Origin of the sequence: Brevundimonas sp. SL130 (assembly GCF_026625805.1) — a bacterium.
Lineage (GTDB): Bacteria > Pseudomonadota > Alphaproteobacteria > Caulobacterales > Caulobacteraceae > Brevundimonas.
The window spans coordinates 1,309,120-1,324,168 of sequence record NZ_CP113064.1 but is presented as its reverse complement, the minus strand read 5'-3'; the positions used below and the strand labels follow the sequence as shown (position 1 = coordinate 1,324,168).

The 15,049-nt window shown below is 66.5% G+C and carries 19 protein-coding genes; 11 read left to right on the top strand and 8 right to left on the bottom strand.

All coding sequences use genetic code 11. From position 1 onward, the window contains the following. Window positions 1–19 precede the first annotated feature (19 nt). Complete coding sequence (locus tag OU998_RS06670; protein ID WP_267516083.1) at window positions 20–772, top strand: porin; 753 nt, start codon at window positions 20–22, stop codon at window positions 770–772. 133 nt (window positions 773–905) lie between these two features. On the opposite strand, the gene OU998_RS06665 is transcribed toward OU998_RS06670, so the two are convergent. From OU998_RS06665 to OU998_RS06655, 3 genes are all read right to left on the bottom strand, one after another. After that, on the bottom strand, window positions 906–1,796 hold the full coding sequence (locus OU998_RS06665) for a DUF2807 domain-containing protein (protein ID WP_267516081.1): 891 nt from the start codon (window positions 1,794–1,796) through the stop codon (window positions 906–908). Between the two features lie 72 nt (window positions 1,797–1,868). Beyond that, window positions 1,869–2,795, bottom strand: coding sequence for a transcriptional regulator (locus OU998_RS06660; protein ID WP_267516080.1), 927 nt, complete (start codon window positions 2,793–2,795; stop codon window positions 1,869–1,871). Between the two features lie 7 nt (window positions 2,796–2,802). Then, window positions 2,803–3,963, bottom strand: a complete 1,161-nt coding sequence (locus tag OU998_RS06655; RefSeq protein WP_267516078.1) for a GNAT family N-acetyltransferase — start codon at window positions 3,961–3,963, stop codon at window positions 2,803–2,805. A gap of 177 nt (window positions 3,964–4,140) precedes the next feature. On the opposite strand from OU998_RS06655, the gene OU998_RS06650 reads away from it, so the two are divergent. Together OU998_RS06650 and OU998_RS06645 are read left to right on the top strand one after the other, a co-directional pair. Beyond that, complete coding sequence (locus OU998_RS06650; protein WP_267516076.1) at window positions 4,141–4,302, top strand: hypothetical protein; 162 nt, start codon at window positions 4,141–4,143, stop codon at window positions 4,300–4,302. 3 nt (window positions 4,303–4,305) lie between these two features. Then, window positions 4,306–5,349 (top strand): L,D-transpeptidase family protein, encoded by a 1,044-nt coding sequence (locus OU998_RS06645; RefSeq protein ID WP_267516075.1) that lies wholly within the window; start codon window positions 4,306–4,308, stop codon window positions 5,347–5,349. Here OU998_RS06645 and OU998_RS06640 read toward each other — a convergent pair whose 3' ends face one another. Then, entirely contained in the window at window positions 5,350–6,945 is a 1,596-nt protein-coding gene (locus OU998_RS06640) for a carboxylesterase/lipase family protein (RefSeq protein ID WP_267516073.1), read from the bottom strand. A gap of 78 nt (window positions 6,946–7,023) precedes the next feature. Continuing rightward, on the bottom strand, window positions 7,024–7,698 hold the full coding sequence (pdxH, locus tag OU998_RS06635) for a pyridoxamine 5'-phosphate oxidase (RefSeq protein ID WP_267516071.1): 675 nt from the start codon (window positions 7,696–7,698) through the stop codon (window positions 7,024–7,026). 109 nt (window positions 7,699–7,807) lie between these two features. Here pdxH and OU998_RS06630 point away from each other — a divergent pair, with 109 nt between their 5' ends. From OU998_RS06630 to OU998_RS06605, 6 genes are all read left to right on the top strand, one after another. Continuing rightward, window positions 7,808–8,542, top strand: a complete 735-nt coding sequence (locus OU998_RS06630; RefSeq protein WP_267516069.1) for a DnaJ C-terminal domain-containing protein — start codon at window positions 7,808–7,810, stop codon at window positions 8,540–8,542. A 58-nt stretch (window positions 8,543–8,600) separates the two neighbouring features. Further along, on the top strand, window positions 8,601–8,804 hold the full coding sequence (locus tag OU998_RS06625) for a type II toxin-antitoxin system VapB family antitoxin (protein ID WP_267516068.1): 204 nt from the start codon (window positions 8,601–8,603) through the stop codon (window positions 8,802–8,804). Then, window positions 8,801–9,172: a type II toxin-antitoxin system VapC family toxin gene (locus OU998_RS06620; protein WP_267516067.1), complete on the top strand. Its 372-nt coding sequence runs from the start codon at window positions 8,801–8,803 to the stop codon at window positions 9,170–9,172. The genes OU998_RS06625 and OU998_RS06620 overlap by 4 nt, the downstream gene beginning before the upstream one ends. An 8-nt stretch (window positions 9,173–9,180) precedes the next feature. After that, window positions 9,181–10,266 (top strand): chorismate synthase, encoded by a 1,086-nt coding sequence (gene aroC / locus OU998_RS06615; protein ID WP_267516066.1) that lies wholly within the window; start codon window positions 9,181–9,183, stop codon window positions 10,264–10,266. Then, a complete protein-coding gene (locus tag OU998_RS06610) occupies window positions 10,263–10,679 on the top strand; it encodes a GNAT family acetyltransferase (RefSeq protein WP_267516065.1) in 417 nt (138 codons plus the stop codon). Before aroC ends, OU998_RS06610 begins: the two co-directional genes overlap by 4 nt. A 190-nt stretch (window positions 10,680–10,869) precedes the next feature. Continuing rightward, complete coding sequence (locus tag OU998_RS06605; protein ID WP_267516064.1) at window positions 10,870–11,211, top strand: VOC family protein; 342 nt, start codon at window positions 10,870–10,872, stop codon at window positions 11,209–11,211. 4 nt (window positions 11,212–11,215) lie between these two features. Here OU998_RS06605 and OU998_RS06600 read toward each other — a convergent pair whose 3' ends face one another. Continuing rightward, a complete protein-coding gene (locus OU998_RS06600) occupies window positions 11,216–11,557 on the bottom strand; it encodes a hypothetical protein (RefSeq protein WP_267516062.1) in 342 nt (113 codons plus the stop codon). Between the two features lie 211 nt (window positions 11,558–11,768). On the opposite strand from OU998_RS06600, the gene OU998_RS06595 reads away from it, so the two are divergent. Beyond that, window positions 11,769–12,056, top strand: coding sequence for a hypothetical protein (locus OU998_RS06595; protein ID WP_267516061.1), 288 nt, complete (start codon window positions 11,769–11,771; stop codon window positions 12,054–12,056). 163 nt (window positions 12,057–12,219) lie between these two features. On the opposite strand, the gene OU998_RS06590 is transcribed toward OU998_RS06595, so the two are convergent. Beyond that, window positions 12,220–13,902 (bottom strand): sensor histidine kinase, encoded by a 1,683-nt coding sequence (locus tag OU998_RS06590; protein ID WP_267516060.1) that lies wholly within the window; start codon window positions 13,900–13,902, stop codon window positions 12,220–12,222. 76 nt (window positions 13,903–13,978) lie between these two features. Next, window positions 13,979–14,632: a thiamine phosphate synthase gene (gene thiE / locus OU998_RS06585; protein ID WP_267516058.1), complete on the bottom strand. Its 654-nt coding sequence runs from the start codon at window positions 14,630–14,632 to the stop codon at window positions 13,979–13,981. Between the two features lie 128 nt (window positions 14,633–14,760). On the opposite strand from thiE, the gene OU998_RS06580 reads away from it, so the two are divergent. Further along, window positions 14,761–14,946 carry a (2Fe-2S)-binding protein gene (locus OU998_RS06580; protein ID WP_267516057.1) on the top strand — a complete coding sequence of 62 codons (186 nt, stop codon included), beginning with the start codon at window positions 14,761–14,763 and terminating at the stop codon, window positions 14,944–14,946. Window positions 14,947–15,049: the final 103 nt, after the last annotated feature.

The window sequence follows — 15,049 nt, the reverse complement described above, 5'->3', positions numbered from 1 at the left end:
CTGCTAAGGAAAAACGAAAATGAAGACGATCCTCCTCGCCACTGCCGCTGCCGCCCTGTTCGCCGCCCCGGCCTTCGCTCAAGACGCCATCGGTTCGGTCGGCGTGACCTATTCCAACCCGTCGGTCGAATTCGCCGGCGACGACTATGACGCCGACGTCTGGACCGTGGACGGCACCGTCGCCCTGCCGGCCGCCGACTGGACCGTGACCCTGAACGGCGCCGTCGACTACACCAAGGCCTTCGGTGAAGAAGACGTCACCGGCGTCGCCGCCGCTCACCTGACCAAGATGTGGACCTCCGACGTCCGCGCCGGCGCCTTCGTCGCCGCCAACGACATCGGCTCGGGCAACGACCCGGTCTGGACCGTCGGCGCCGAAGCCCAGAAGTACCTGTCGAACGCGACCCTGACCGGCCTGGTCGCCTACACCACGGCTGACGATATCGACGCCGACATCTGGACCGTCGGCGGCGACGCCGCCTTCTACGTCATGCCGAACCTGCGCCTGAACGCCGGCGTCAGCTACAACAACGTCGACGTCACCGGCGGCGACGTGGACGCCTGGACCTATGGCGTGGGCGCCGAATACGAAATCGAGAACACCCCGTTCTCGGTCGGCGCTTCCTACACCCGCGCCGACGTCGACTCGATCGACGTCGACACCTGGTCGCTGGGCCTGCGCTACAGCTTCGGCGGTGGTCTGCAAGCGCGTGACCGCGCCGGCGCCGGCCTGGGCGTCTCGACGATCACGAGCCTCCTGAGCGGCTTCTAAGTCTTTCGGGTTCGCCTGAAAGCCAAAGCCCCGGCGGAGCGATCCGCCGGGGCTTTTTCTTTGCTGCGGGCAAGCAAAAGGCCCCCGGGGTTCCACGACCGGGGGCCTTTCCTCTCGCGGCGAGAGACGGGTCTTAGCGCCCGATATGAACCGTTCCGGATCCGACGATGGAACGGGAAACTGCGCCGGTCGCGGCGGCGACGCGGACATCGCCGGATCCCGCGATGGCGACGCTGAGGTCTCGCGTGGTTCCGCCGAAACGGACGTCGCCGGAGCCGCCGATAGCCACCGACAGCTTGTCCATTCGGCCTTGCCGGATGTTGACGCCCCCGGAACCGCCGATGGAGACGTCGCCCCGACCGTTGGCGCTGGCGACTTCGACGCTGCCGGAACCGCCTACGGCTGTCTCGAGACTTCCGGTCGCGCCTGCGGAGATCGAGCCCGATCCGCCGACGTTGGCTTCCAGCGACCTGGATGTGCCGGCGCGAACCGACCCTGACCCGCCGACGCTCAGTTCAAGGGCGCCGTCCACATTGGCGACAGTCCAGGTCCCGCATCCGCCGCTGTCGAGCTCAACCGAGCGCGCGCCGCGTCCAACAGCGCCGAAGACGGCGCCGCCGGCGCTGACGTCGACATTGCGGGGGGTCCGCACCACGATCAGAGGCGCGTCCTCCAGACGGATGCGACCCAGGTCCCGCACCTCGACCGTAGCGCCCTGCCCCGGCTGGGCGGCGTCGGCGCGGCCGGAGTTACAGTTACGTATGCCGTCGCTTCGCCCCCAGAAGCCGTTGCGGCGAAGCCCGCCGTCGATCTCGACGTCGCGGCCGTTACGGCGCACCTGGATGGCGGGCAGGCGCGAACGGCCCTGTGTCACCTCGACGCCGATATCCTGACGATCCTCGACGATGACGATCACGCGCGCCACGGCGTTGCGGATCTCAACCTCGCCGGCGGAGGCGGGCGCAGCGGCCGCCAATCCGAGCAGTGCGGAGACTCCGGCGGCGGCGATCAATACGGTCTTCATGTGCGGCCTTCCCTTTCCCGATTACGAGAGAAGGGTGCGCGCCCGGTCGCCCCGAGTCATTTTAACTCGAGGTCATGAACTCGAATTAACGGGGCCCGCCAGCGCCCCCGCGCCGTCAGCGACGCCAAGGCGAGGCTCGAAATCTCGCTGGAAGGTGGCGATCCGGCTCTTCATCGCCCCGGCCCGCTTGAACGCCAAGGACGCCGCCCAGCGGGCCGCCAATTCGGGTTTCGTCATGCGGTCGGTGAAGCGCGGCCGACCGCCCAGACGGCGGATCACCGCATTGGTGAACAACGCCCCATTCCTGAACCGCGAAGGCCAGGTCTGGAAGTCCATCGACAGGCTGACGCAGAAGCGGTCGAGGTTCTCGACCCGGTGCGGGGCGTACAACGGCCAGGTCAGGGCGCGGCCCGGCTCGAGATCCATCACCTGGGCGTCGTTCTCGAACGCCAGCGTATAGGGCAGTTCCTCTGTCGTCTGACGCGCAACGACCTGTTCCATATTGCGCTCAGCCAGATGCGCCTCGTCGCCCGGATAGACGAACAGCCGCTTGCGACCCCGCAGGTGGAACAGCACAACGCCCGCCGCGTCGAAATGATACGGGACGCGCGCCTTGGGCGACGACAGGATCAACTGCCCCGCGTTGCGGACGGCGCGCATACCCGGATAGGTCGCCTGGATCGCGCGAAAGTCCGTCATCGCCGCCTGCCACAACTCGGGCCAGCCGGTCTCGACCCCGCGCAGATTGACCCACAGACGCCCCTGTTTGATCGCCTCCAGCAGTTCTTCGCCCGACAGATCGCCCCGCGCGCCGGTCCGCAGCGACACCTGCCCCGCGTCGTCGTAGTCGTACAGATTGATGTCGAACAGATCGGCCGGATAGCGATCCAGCACGGCGGCCAGGGCCGCATCCTCGGCGAAGCCCTGATCAACCAGACTGTGCGGATGGATCTGGGCCTGGGTGACGGGGCCGGGATAGCGGGTGCGACAGTCGCTCATGGTTATCCTAGACGTGAGCGACGCGGGCCGGCGCCCTTTTGCGGGCAGCGGCCTTTTGGACAGCCGAGCGGGCGGCGACGGCCGCCCCCCGCAGCCGACCGATCGGCGAGGCTTCGCAGGCTTCGATGGTGGACCAACGACGGCGCAGCGATGCGCGCAGAGCTTCCCCCCTGGTCCCCGTCCGATCCAGCGCCTCCACGGCCGCGTCGCCCAAGACCTGACCGAGGCCTGGACGCATCACCACCGCCTCGCGCACCGTCTGACGGGCGTTGACGAAATACTTCTTGTAGCTCTCGCCTTCGAAACCGAAGTCGAAGACGCGGAAGCCGTCGGCCGCCGACAGCCGCATCGTGTCCATGCTGAGCAGAATGCCGGGGGAACAGCGCGAAAGGCTGGGCTCGTAGACCGGGAACCAGAAATGATGGTGAAGACCCGCGTGAAGCGAGAACTCGACCGCCACCAGTTTTTCGCCCGCATACATGGCCGCCATCGACGCGCCGAAATCACTGACCTGCGTCGCCATGAGGGCTTGCAGAAGATCGCGGGTCCAGCCGCAGGCGAAGATGTCGTGGAGGCCTGACCGGCGATACTGCGCCGCCTTCAGGTCGATCAGATGATCCAGCAGCTTGGGATCCCGCAGGCCGTGTTGGACCCGAACCGGGCCCAGTTCGCTCTCCAGACTGCGACGCGCCCGCTCCTTGTCCTTGAAGTATTTGCCGAAGGTCGAGCGGCGTTCGGCGTACCAGGCGTCGAAACCCGATTCCGGCATGGCGACCTGCACAGTTTCGCGCGCCTGTCCTGTTTCGCCGGCGCCGATCCATCCCGGCACGTTCAACCGGCGTGCCTTCAGCAGATGCGCTACCTCTTCCAGGGTGATGACCTCACCCTCGGCGGCGATCACGCCGTGATAGTCGTTCATCGGCGCGCCCAACGGCTGCACCGATCCGCCACGCTTCTGGTAGGGGAAAAATCCGACGACATCGCCCCCCCGCCGAAACACCGCGACGGCGGCGCCGGGTGAGACCTGCGCCGCAATCTGTGTATAGTCCCAGCGGAAATAGGGGCTTTGCAGCAGGGGATTGCTCGCAACCCATTCGCGCCACAAGCTGATCGCCGCGGCGTCCATCGCGTCCGCCTTGATGATTTCGACCTGTAGCATTTCGGGCATGGGCGTCCTCTTGGGGCATTGTCCAGCAAGGCCCGGTCCAGCTGAGATCCTGGCCCATGTCCCGTTGCGGTACGGTTCATCGGAATGGTGAACGGTTGTTAGGGCGGGTTTACGGGAGCCCCGCCGCCTCCAGCGCGTTGCTTGATGGCGGAGACCCGCTCCGCTGGAGAGATGCACATGACCGACGCCCGGCCCGACGATCGCAAGGTCGAGAACGAAAATCTGCGACCTGATCGCGACGGCGAGCCCCCGCGTCCCGCCACCGAGCCCAAGGGATCTGAAGGCTCCAGCAACTCGGGCGAAACCGCGACCGACCCGGCGACCGGCGAAGAGAACTGAGCCTTGAACCGACACGTCCGCCTTGTCCCTACTCTGCTGATCCTCGGCCTGGCGGCCTGTTCGCCCTCGGGTGACGACCGCGCGCCCGCCGCCACCACCGAGATACGAAACCAGGGACCGCTGTCCCGCGACGCCATCGAAAACAGCGCCTATTCCCCGCCATCGCCAGACTCCGCCCCAACCACAGCGCAAAATCCAGCCCAGCCGGAGCCGGCTCTGGTCCGCGCGCAAATCCTGCTGGAACGGGCGCGCTTTTCGCCCGGCGCCATCGACGGCCTTGCGGGGTCCAACATGCGTCAGGCTGTCACCGCCTTTCAGGAAGCCCAGGGCCTGGATGTGACCGGCGAACTGGACGCGGATGTGATGGGCCGTCTGCGCGCGGCCGGCCTCGGCGCCGTGACCTCGACCTACCGGATCACGCAGCAGGATCTGGCCGGCCCCTATACGGGCCAGGCTCCGACGGGCCTGGAGGCGCAGGGCGAGGCCAGTTTCATGGGCTACGCCAATATCGTGGAGGCTTTGGCCGAGCGTTTCCATGTGACCGAGGGACTGCTGCGGGCTATGAATCCCGGCGCGGACTTCGGCCGGGTCGGACAGGCGCTGTTGGTCCCGGCGGTCAACACCACGCCCCTGCCCGCCGAGGTGGATCATATCGAGGTCGATAAGGCCGAAGGATCCGTCAAGGCCTTCGACGCCGCCGGCAAGCTGATCGCCTATTTTCCAGCCACCATCGGCAGTGGCGACAATCCGACCCCGACCGGCACGGTCAAGGTGAACGGCGTCGCTCGCAATCCCGACTATACCTATGACCCGTCAAAGCTCAGCTATGGCGACGGGAACCGCAAGGTGGTGGTCAAGCCGGGGCCGAATAATCCTGTAGGCGTGGTCTGGATCGACCTGAACAAGCCCAGCTACGGCATCCACGGCACGCCGGACCCGCATCTGGTCGGCAAGACCGCCTCACACGGCTGCGTGCGCCTGACCAATTGGGACGCCTGGACCCTGGCCGACAAGGTCAAGCCGGGCGTGACGGTGCGGTTTCTCTGACTATTGGACGGCGCCGAACGGGGCGCCGTCCCAGAAGTCGCAGTGGTGGCGGTCGAAGAAGTCGGCGTCCAGCCGGTCACCGCCGGGGCTGAACACACGCACCGGGCCGGACACCTCGACGCGGGGCCAGTCCGGGCCAAAGTCCCTCTGACCGAAGCCGGCCCACAGGCTCTGCATCCGCTCTGACAGGGCCTTCTGCTCCGGCGTGAACCGCTTCACATCGGCGAACACCCAACTGGTCCCAAAGACATAGGCCAGTTCGCCGGCGTGATAGGCGCCGAGATCCAGTCCGACGAGCCAGTCCGGCAGGACGAAGGGCGCCCCACGATCGGCGAACTCGTAACCCCAGACCGGGACATAGCGGGACAGCTGACGACGCAGGGCCTGGGACGGACAGGCGAACCTCTGGTCGGTAAAGTTGGCCGCGATGGCGTAGGCGGGACCGTCGGGACCGACCGGATAGCGATCCAGCACGCGCGGACCGAGGTCGCCGTACATCCAGATCGTCTCCTTCTGGTAGCGATCCATATCCTTGACCTCGTTGGCGAACAGCCGCCCTTCGTCCAGGTTGGTGCCGACGATGACCGGCACGCGGGTGAACCGGCCCTCGTGGATCGCGAGCGCTGGATTTTCAGGCACGGTCGCGTCGGTATGGACCGGCCCCCACGACCCCGGCCCGTTGATCCCCGCCCGCACGGACGGCGCACGCGACAGACGCCAGGCCGGCAGGGCCTTGAGGCAGGCCACCTGATCCGCCCCGGCGCAGCCCAGGCCTTCGGCGAACAGGGGACCCGAGGCAGCCGCATCCTGGGCGCTGACCAGGGACGACGGCTCCAGGCAGCCGCTGCTTTGCAGGATGACGCGCTGATACAGGCCCTCCGACCTGGGCGAGGCCATCAGGTAGCAGGCAGACCAGGCCCCCGCGCTCTCCGCGAACAGGGTGACATTGGCCGGGTCGCCGCCGAAGGCCGCGATGTTCCGATGCACCCATTGCAAGGCCGCCTGCTGATCCATCAGGCCGAAATTGCCGCCGAAGCCCTCGCCCAGCGCCTGGAACTGGGGATGGGCCAGCCAGCCCAGGGCGCCGAGCCGGTAGTTCAGGGTCACGACCACCCGACCCTGTTCGGTCGCCAGTCTCGACGGATCGTAATTGGCCCCCGATCCGATGGTGAAGGCGCCGCCCGGGATATAGACCATCACCGGTCGTGGCTGGGCCGTCGTTCCGGCTGGGGCGTAGATGTTCAGGTAGAGGCAGTTCTCGGACCCGACGACCAGCCCGCCGCCCCCGCCCAGAATGGCCTTGCGGCCGATGGCCTGGGTGCAGTCCGAACCGAGCCGGGTCGCATCGCGCATGCCGTCCCACGGCTGGAGCGCCTGGGGCGCCCGCCACCGCAGATCCCCCACTGGAGCCTGAGCGAACGGCACGCCCAAGAAGGCGCGCACGCCCGCGCCTTCAATCCCCCGTACGGTTCCAGCTTCCGTCGTCGCCAGAACACGCGCGGCGTCCGGCGCGAACCGGACATGATCGACCTTGCCCGGATGGGTGGCGCAGGCCGCCAGCAGCAGGGACGCGAACAGCAGCGAGAGAAGACGCATCGAAAACCTTGGCCGTGGCGAGACGGGCTTAACGCAGGCGGAGCCTGAGCGTTTCGTTCACGCCTAACGGCCGCGATATCAAGGCCAGAGACGTTCGCGCGTCCAGGCGTCTCCGTCGCGCGTGAAGCGCAGCCGGTCGTGCAGGCGGAAGGGTCGGTCGCGCCAGAACTCGACGCTTTGCGGGACAACCCGCCAACCGGTCCAGTGTTCGGGCCGAGGCACCTCGCCGCCTTCGAACCGGGCTGTTTCCCGCGCCACTGCGATTTCCAGGGTCTCGCGGGCGTCGAGGGGGCGGGATTGGTCCGAGGCCCAGGCGCCGATCCGGCTTTCGCGGGCCCGGCTGGCGAAATAGGCGTCGGCCTCCTCCGCAGTGACCGGCTCGACCCGTCCCCGCACCCGCACCTGACGCCGCAGCGACTTCCAGTGGAAGATCAAGGCGGCGACCGGACGCTGGGCCAGTTCCACGCCCTTGTCGCTCTGGCTGTTGGAATAGAAGGTGAAGCCACGATCATCGACGTCTTTCAGCAGGACGATGCGGGCGTCAGGCATGCCCTCGCCATCGACCGTCGACAGGGTCATGGCGTTGGAATCGTTGATCTCATGCGCACTCGCCTCAGCCAACCACTCGACGAACAGGCCGACCGGCTCAGATCGTTCGAAGATGGCTTCGTCGCCATTGGCGGCCAGGGCGGCGGCGTAGTCGCGCGCGTATTCTTCACGCGACGGGCTGGGCGGGATTACGGGGGCGGTCATGTCGGTTCTCTAACCCGAGCAGGCGCGTGATGAAATGATTGGGATCAAAACAGCCAAGATCGAATCGCGGTTAACCGCGCATTGACCCTATCGCGCGAACGGTAGCGGAATGAGCGCCATCCGCCCCACATCCGACGCCGCCGCCGTCCGCGAAGCCCTGGCCACCCTGGGCCTGCATGGCGCAGCCGACGCCGAGGCGTTGAAGACCGCCTTCCGTGCGGCGGTGAAGGAGGCCCGGCCCGACCAACCGGGCGGGGACGCCGAGCGTTTCCGGCACGTCATCGCCGCCTATCGCCTGGTCCAGGCCCATGCGCCGGCCCGCCCCAGCCTGGCGCCGCCCCAGCAAGACCCCGCTCCGGCGCCTGTGCTGGTTCTGAGCCCCATGCAGGCGATCGCCGGGGCCAGGATGGACCTGAGGCTAGGCGACCGGACCATAAGAGTGGCGGCCCCCGCCGGCCTTCGCACCGGCGAACATCTGCGCCTGCGTGGCGGCGGGGTCGACGGCGCCGATCTCTATCTGGCCGTGTTGATCCGCACCGAGGACGGGATTTCGGTCCTGGGCGACGATCTGTTCATGAACTGGCCCACCTCGTCGCGACTGCTTCAGGAAGGCGGCCGGGTCGAGGTCGAAACCCATGCAGGACCGCGATCCGCCTGGATCACGCCCGAGATGGCCGCCCCGGCGCGGGTGCGGTTCAAGGGTCTGGGATTGCCCGCAAGGGGCGCCCGCGCACAGGGCCATCTTTTCGTGACTCTGACGCCGTCGTCCGAAGCCCCCTCGCCCGCCGAAGATCTGCTGGTGCGGTTCACCCGCGCCTGGGCGCCGGAACGTATTGCAGCCTGACCTTGCACATAGACGTCACCAAGCGCATCATCTGGTGACGTTTTTGATGAGGCTGGTTATGCGGACCACCGTGACCCTCGACGACGAACTGATGGAAAAAGCTGCGGAATATTCCGGCCTCTCCGAACGATCCGCCATCATTCGCGAAGCCCTGAAAGCCTTCGTCGCCCGTGAGGCGGCCCGTCGTTTGGCCGCCATGGGCGGAACCGACCCTACGGCGACGGCTGCGCCTCGGCGACGCTCCGAGTTGGTCAAAGAGTGATCCTGGCCGACAGTTCGGTATGGATTGGGCATCTGCGGTCCACGAACGAGACCTTGCTCAAGCTGCTCTATGACCAGGACGTCCTGTGCCACGCCGCCGTCATTGGTGAACTGGCCGCTGGAAACCTCGCCAACCGCCGGACTTTCCTCAGCCAACTCTCGCATCTTCCGACCGCCGTCGCGGCTTCGCACCAGGAGGTGCTGACCTTGATTGAGGAAAATCGCCTGTTCGGTATCGGCGTCGGCTATCTGGACCTCCACCTGCTCGCCTCCACCCGCCTGACGCCAGGCGCGCGGCTGTGGACACAAGATCGGCGGCTGCAAGACGCCGCACAGACACTGGACCTCGCCGCCGTCCTCGACCATTAGGGTCGGCCATGTCGCACAATACCTTCGGCCATCTGTTTCGCGTGACCACCTGGGGCGAGAGCCACGGGCCGGCTATCGGCTGCGTCGTCGACGGCTGCCCGCCGATGATCCCTCTGACCGAGGCCGATCTTCAGCCCTGGCTGGACCAGAGAAAGCCCGGCGGATCGCGCTTCGTGACCCAGAGGCGCGAAAGCGATACGGCGCAGATCCTGTCGGGCGTGTTCGACGACGGCGACGGCCCGGTCACGACCGGCACGCCCATATCGATCCTGATCCAGAACGAGGATCAAAGATCCAAGGACTATGGCGAGATCGCGCGCGCCTATCGCCCGGGGCATGCCGACTTCACCTATCAGACCAAATACGGCGTGCGCGATCCGCGCGGCGGTGGACGATCCTCGGCGCGCGAGACGGCCAGCCGGGTGGCGGCGGGCGCTGTCGCGCGCAAGGTGCTGGGCGACGGGGTCAAAATCCGGGCCGGCGTGGTTCAGATCGGTCCGCACAGGATCGCGCCGGACGCCATCGATTTCGACGCCGTCCACAACAACCCCCTGTTCGCCGCCTCCGCCGCCGTCGTGCCGGAATGGGAGGCCTATCTGGACGAGGTCCGCAAGGCCGGTTCGTCGATAGGCGCTGTGGTGGCGCTTGAGGTCATGGGCGTCCCCGCCGGCTGGGGCGCGCCGCTCTATGGCAAGCTGGATTCCGAACTGGCCGCCGCCCTGATGTCGATCAACGCCGCCAAGGGCGTGGAGATCGGCGCCGGTTTCGACGCCGCCGAACTGTCGGGCGAGGAGAACGCCGACCAGATGCGTCTGGACCTGAACAAACAGCCGATCTTCCTGTCGAACCACGCCGGCGGGGTGCTGGGCGGGATATCCACGGGGCAGCCGGTCACGGCGCGGGTGGCGTTCAAGCCCACCTCTTCGATCCTGACGCTGCGCCAGACCATCACCCGCGACGGCGAGGAGACCGATCTTCGTACCAAGGGCCGCCACGATCCGTGCGTGGCTCTTCGCGCCGTGCCGGTGGTCGAGGCCATGGCGGCCTGCGTCCTGGCCGACGCCTTCCTGCGGCACCGCGCCCAGGTCGGATGACGGACATCCGCCCTATCCGCGAAGGCGAAGACGAGGCTGTCATCGCCCTGTGGACCTCATGCGGCCTGACCCGCCCCTGGAACGATCCGGTAGCGGACCTGAATCTGGCGAAGAACGGCGCGACCTCCACCGTGCTGGTCGCGGCGGATGAGGCGGGGATGAGCGGGACGATCATGGTCGGCTTCGACGGCCATCGCGGCTGGATCTATTATCTGGCGGTCGATCCGGAGCGTCGCCGCAGCGGATTGGGGCGCTGCTTGATGGCGGCGGCGCAGGAATGGCTGACCGATAAGGGCGCACCTAAGCTTCAGCTGATGGTTCGCGCCGATAATGAAGCGGCGCTGGGCTTTTATCAGCGACTGGGCTTGGAACGACAGGATGTGATCGTGCTGGGCCGCAGGCTGGACGGCTGACAGGCGTCGTTGCTCGCCCTGTCCTTCGGCTTCTCGTCCTGCCGCATCAGGGCCATCAGGCCGGTCAGACCCGTCGTCATCACGATCATCACCCGACTCCCTGCAACTGCGAACCGTTTGCAGGTTTGCGCAGATCAGGGCGGCGTGCAAGAGAGGTTCGTCGGTGGCGCCGCACTCCAGGAGATCAACCGTGCGTGAAGACGGAAAACTGGACTACCTCGAACTGCCCGCTGCAGACCTACCCGCCACCAAGGAATTCTACAGTCAGGCCTTCGGCTGGACCTTCATCGACTACGGCCCGACCTATGCCGCCTTCGACCAGGGGCTGGACGGAGGGTTTGACGCCGATCAGGCCGAACGGACGAGGACGCCCCTGCCTGTTGTTTACGCGAACGACCTTGAGGCCATGCAGGCCAGGGTTCAGGCGGCAGGCGGCATGATCCTGAAACCAATCTACGCCTTCCCGGGCGGCCGCCGCTTCCATTTCGCCGATCCTGCCGGGACCGAAATGGCGGTCTGGTCCGCCGACTGATCGCCTAGCGGGGATCGACCGACTGGGCGATGCGTTCGCCCAGATCTCGGTCGGCGCCGTCTGCGGCGGAGACCCAGACGTGGATCTCCTCTGGCGAGGACGACCGCCGGAACAGATGCTCCAGCGCCAGACGACGTCCACCCTCGGTCACCACGATCGATGCGCGCCCCGCAGCCTGGACCATCTGCCCGTCGTAGACGGGAAACTGAGACGCCGGACCGGCGTAGATCATGACTAGGGGCGTCGATCCGCGACGAACGGCGTAGATCCGCGCGTCGGCCCCGGCGCGCGACTGGGTCAGCACGGTTCCGGTCGGAAGCTCCAGCGTAAAGGGAAGGACGGCCATGGCTGCGGCGTCCAGGCCTTGCGGTGCAACAGCGACGGGCGACACCGGCTGTGGCGGAACCGACCTTGCGGATGAGACGGCCGGCGTCTGTGTTTGAGGCGAAGTCGGCGCAGGATCGGGTGTCGAGGTTGGACGCGGAGCTGGCGTCGGGGCTGGCGTCGGGGCTGGGCGTGGGGTTGAAACAGAGGGGGACGCCTGTGGTGCGACAGGCTTGGCCGTCGCCGCCGGCGGGGTCGAAACGGATTGGTTCGCGGCCGGCGGGGCTGAGGGTGCTACAGGCACGGCGGGCCTGGCGGCCGAGGGCGGCGCGCTGTTCAGATCACGGGTCAAGGTCGATGACGGGCGGGTCGATGACGGGTGGGCGGCGGCCGAGCCCGGAGGCGTCGCATCCTGGTTCGCGGCCGTCGGAGCAGCAGCCGGGGCCGGAGCTGGGGCCGGAGCTGGGGCCGGAGCTGAGGCTTGGACCGGGGCTTGGGCCGAAACGGGCGCGGGCTGCTGAACCGGCGGCGCCGGCTTGAAGGGCGGCCCGCTGTTGAGGTCGCGCGTCAGATCCGATGTCGACCGCTGACTTGATGCGTCCTGGCCGGACAGGAGGATCGTGACTAAGGCGATGGCGAACATGCCGGGACCATTACCCGGCGCCAAGGGAACCGCAAGAGCGGTCAGGCTTGCGGCAAGGTCAGCCAGAAGGTCGCGCCCTGCCCCGGCGCCGAAATGACCCCGATAGCGCCGCGCTGCAACTCGACCAGTCGCTTGGCGATCGCCAGGCCCACGCCGTGCCCTTCGATACTGGACCTCTCCAGGCCCAGACGATTGAACGGCTCAAACAGTTGCGCCTTCTTTTCCTCGGACAGGCCTGGCCCGAAATCGATCACCTCGATCCGGACGTGTTCGTCGACACTCAGCGCCCGAAGAATGACTCGCCTTCCTGAAGCCCCATATTTCAACGCGTTTGTGGCAAGGTTGTCGATCACCTGCATCAGCCGCTGGGAATCCGCGACCGCAATCAAACCTTCGCTTTCGCATTCGATTTGAAGATCAATCCCTTGCGCCTCCAACCGGAGCATGGCCGAACGTCGGACATCCTCGAGCACGCCTGAAATATCTGTCGGTCGCAGTTCGACCTTGACCGCACCGGACTCCGCCCGCGCAAGGTCCAGCAGATCATGGGCGAGGGCCTCGACCTGCCGGGCCGTCCTGACCAGCATGTCCGCCATCTCCGTCTGCTGGGGGGTGACAGGCCCCAGTTGCCCGGTTGACCAGAGATTGCCGATGCCGATCACGCCGGCCACGGGACTCTTGATCTCATGGGCCACATTGGCCAGCAGCCGCGACTTGGATTCAGAGGCCTGCTCCGCACGGATCTGGCCGGTACGGGCACAGTCAGCCAGACGGTCACGTTCTTCCAAAAGCGCGGCGACCAGAAGGATCGGCATATAGGCGACCAGGACCTGCACCTGCGCCATCATGACGGCGCGCGACATGCTCGTCCCATCGGTCAGCGCGCCAAAGCCGAGCATGGCGCCGCCGACCGACAAAAGGGTGACGAACAACAGGCTGAAGGCCGTACCGGCGACGCCCAGCCGCACCGCGACGATCAAAAGCAAGGGTATCGTCACGATGCCGACCTCGAGCCGAGCTGCGAGGCCTATGCACTGGACACTCAGCAGAGCCGTCAGCAAAGCTCCCGCCTCCCAAACCGCCCCGGACTTCTTCAGGCGGGCCAGCGTAGCGCCGGTGAGCGACATCCCCAGCATTCCGATGAGAGCCAGCCCCAAGGCATGGCCGAACCACCAAGTCTGGAAACCCTCCAGAACATCGTAGGGGCCGAACTGCGTCAGGGCGAGAGCGACGGTTATGGCGGCGGGGATCGGCGGGATGAGAGCGACGCAGATCAAAAACCGGCCCGCGCCGTTCAGACTGGAGACATTCAACGTCGGCACGAACCGGCGCGCCAGAAGGACGGCGCACCCGATCTCGATCATGTTCGCGGCGGTGAAGACGATTGAGAGGACGGGCTTGTTGCCCGCTATCAGCTGACCGATCAGCACGCTTGTCGTCAGAACAAGCGCGAAGGCGACGTCATGGCGCGCCCCGCGCCCGGCTCGCAGCCAGACCGCCACCGCAACTCCGCCCGCAGCCCATAGGCCGGCGATCAATCCAGCGCTGCGGGCATGGCCGATCGCCAGGGCCACAAGCACAGCGACGATCACGCCGGTCAACACCGGGACAAGCGGATGTGCGAAGACCTCGCCGCCTCTCTGTTCAACCGGCAATTGAGCGACCGCGACGCGCCTTGACGGCGGCTTGGCGACATCAATGTCGAGCACGCGGCTCATGGTCATCAACGGTCTCGGGCGAAGTTATCCTTCAGTGATCAAAACATAAGGTTCCTAATATCCCCTGAAACATGAACTCGCGCTAAAAACTCAACCTTAGGTTAAGCTCTTTGACCGCCGAAGCAGGGCCTTGCGGATTGCTCCACACCGCCGCGCTAACCGCCACGAAATCAGCGCCGGCGCGCGCCACGTCTTGCGCGGTGTCCACGGTGATGCCGCCTATGGCGACGCAGGGAACCTCGACTGTCTCTTGCCAGACGGTGAGGATATCGAGATCGGGCCTATGCACCGTCTCTTTCGTGTCGGTCTGATAGAAGGCGCCGAAGGCGACATAGTCGGCGCCGCCCTCGGCCGCGTCCCAAGCCAGATCCCGGTCGTCGTGGCAGGTGACGCCGATCATGGCGTCAGGCCCCATGATCCGCCGCGCCTCGGCCAGCGATCCGTCCTGTTGACCGATGTGGACCCCGTCGCAGCCGGTCGCCCGCGCCAGATCGGGCCGATCGTTCAGCAGCACCGCCACGTCATGCCGGCGCGCGATCGGGCCCAGCCGTTCGACGGCGGCGACAATGGCGGCGTCCTCGGCAGGCTTAAGCCGGATTTGCAGAGCGGCGACGTCGCCCGCGCCGAGGGCTTCCTCCAGCCGGACAGCGAAGGCGTCCAGGTCGGGAATCGCGGGCGGCGTAATCAGGTACAGCCGGCAGGGCGGGCGAGCGGAAACAGTGGGGGATCTAGCCATAGGGCTGACTGCCCTCCCCTGCGACCATTCGTCAACGGCCCTTTGGTCACACCGCCATGCGAACGACTTGCAATCACGTTAAGGAGTGCTATAGCGAACCATTCTCAGCCAACGGGTTCCAGATCTCCGTGTACGTGTGCAACTGCAATGGCCTTCGCCAGCGTGATGTCGCCCAGGCCATCGAGGCCGGCGCCTGCAAGCCGCGCGATATCTTCGCCAGCCACCAATGCCAGCCGCAGTGCGCCAAATGCGTCTGCGAGATGCGCCAGATGATCCAGGACAGCCGAGAGGCCTTCGCCATCGCGGCTGAATAGGCTTTTGGTTTTCGGCATCTGGAAATCACTCGCACTATCAATGCGGTGATAAAAACTCGCAAATAAACAAAGCGGGTTTTACTGTGGTATCGCACAGCTCGAA

Excerpts from the sequence above, each read along its gene's own strand:
- OU998_RS06670 (WP_267516083.1), top strand. The coding sequence starts at position 20 with ATGAAGACGATCCTCCTCGCCACTGCCGCTGCCGCCCTGTTCGCCGCC.
- OU998_RS06665 (WP_267516081.1), bottom strand. The coding sequence starts at position 1,796 with ATGAAGACCGTATTGATCGCCGCCGCCGGAGTCTCCGCACTGCTCGGA.
- OU998_RS06660 (WP_267516080.1), bottom strand. The coding sequence starts at position 2,795 with ATGAGCGACTGTCGCACCCGCTATCCCGGCCCCGTCACCCAGGCCCAG.
- OU998_RS06655 (WP_267516078.1), bottom strand. The coding sequence starts at position 3,963 with ATGCCCGAAATGCTACAGGTCGAAATCATCAAGGCGGACGCGATGGAC.
- OU998_RS06650 (WP_267516076.1), top strand. The coding sequence starts at position 4,141 with ATGACCGACGCCCGGCCCGACGATCGCAAGGTCGAGAACGAAAATCTG.
- OU998_RS06640 (WP_267516073.1), bottom strand. The coding sequence starts at position 6,945 with ATGCGTCTTCTCTCGCTGCTGTTCGCGTCCCTGCTGCTGGCGGCCTGC.
- pdxH (WP_267516071.1), bottom strand. The coding sequence starts at position 7,698 with ATGACCGCCCCCGTAATCCCGCCCAGCCCGTCGCGTGAAGAATACGCG.
- OU998_RS06630 (WP_267516069.1), top strand. The coding sequence starts at position 7,808 with ATGAGCGCCATCCGCCCCACATCCGACGCCGCCGCCGTCCGCGAAGCC.
- OU998_RS06625 (WP_267516068.1), top strand. The coding sequence starts at position 8,601 with ATGCGGACCACCGTGACCCTCGACGACGAACTGATGGAAAAAGCTGCG.
- aroC (WP_267516066.1), top strand. The coding sequence starts at position 9,181 with ATGTCGCACAATACCTTCGGCCATCTGTTTCGCGTGACCACCTGGGGC.
- OU998_RS06610 (WP_267516065.1), top strand. The coding sequence starts at position 10,263 with ATGACGGACATCCGCCCTATCCGCGAAGGCGAAGACGAGGCTGTCATC.
- OU998_RS06600 (WP_267516062.1), bottom strand. The coding sequence starts at position 11,557 with ATGGCCGTCCTTCCCTTTACGCTGGAGCTTCCGACCGGAACCGTGCTG.
- OU998_RS06590 (WP_267516060.1), bottom strand. The coding sequence starts at position 13,902 with ATGACCATGAGCCGCGTGCTCGACATTGATGTCGCCAAGCCGCCGTCA.
- thiE (WP_267516058.1), bottom strand. The coding sequence starts at position 14,632 with ATGGCTAGATCCCCCACTGTTTCCGCTCGCCCGCCCTGCCGGCTGTAC.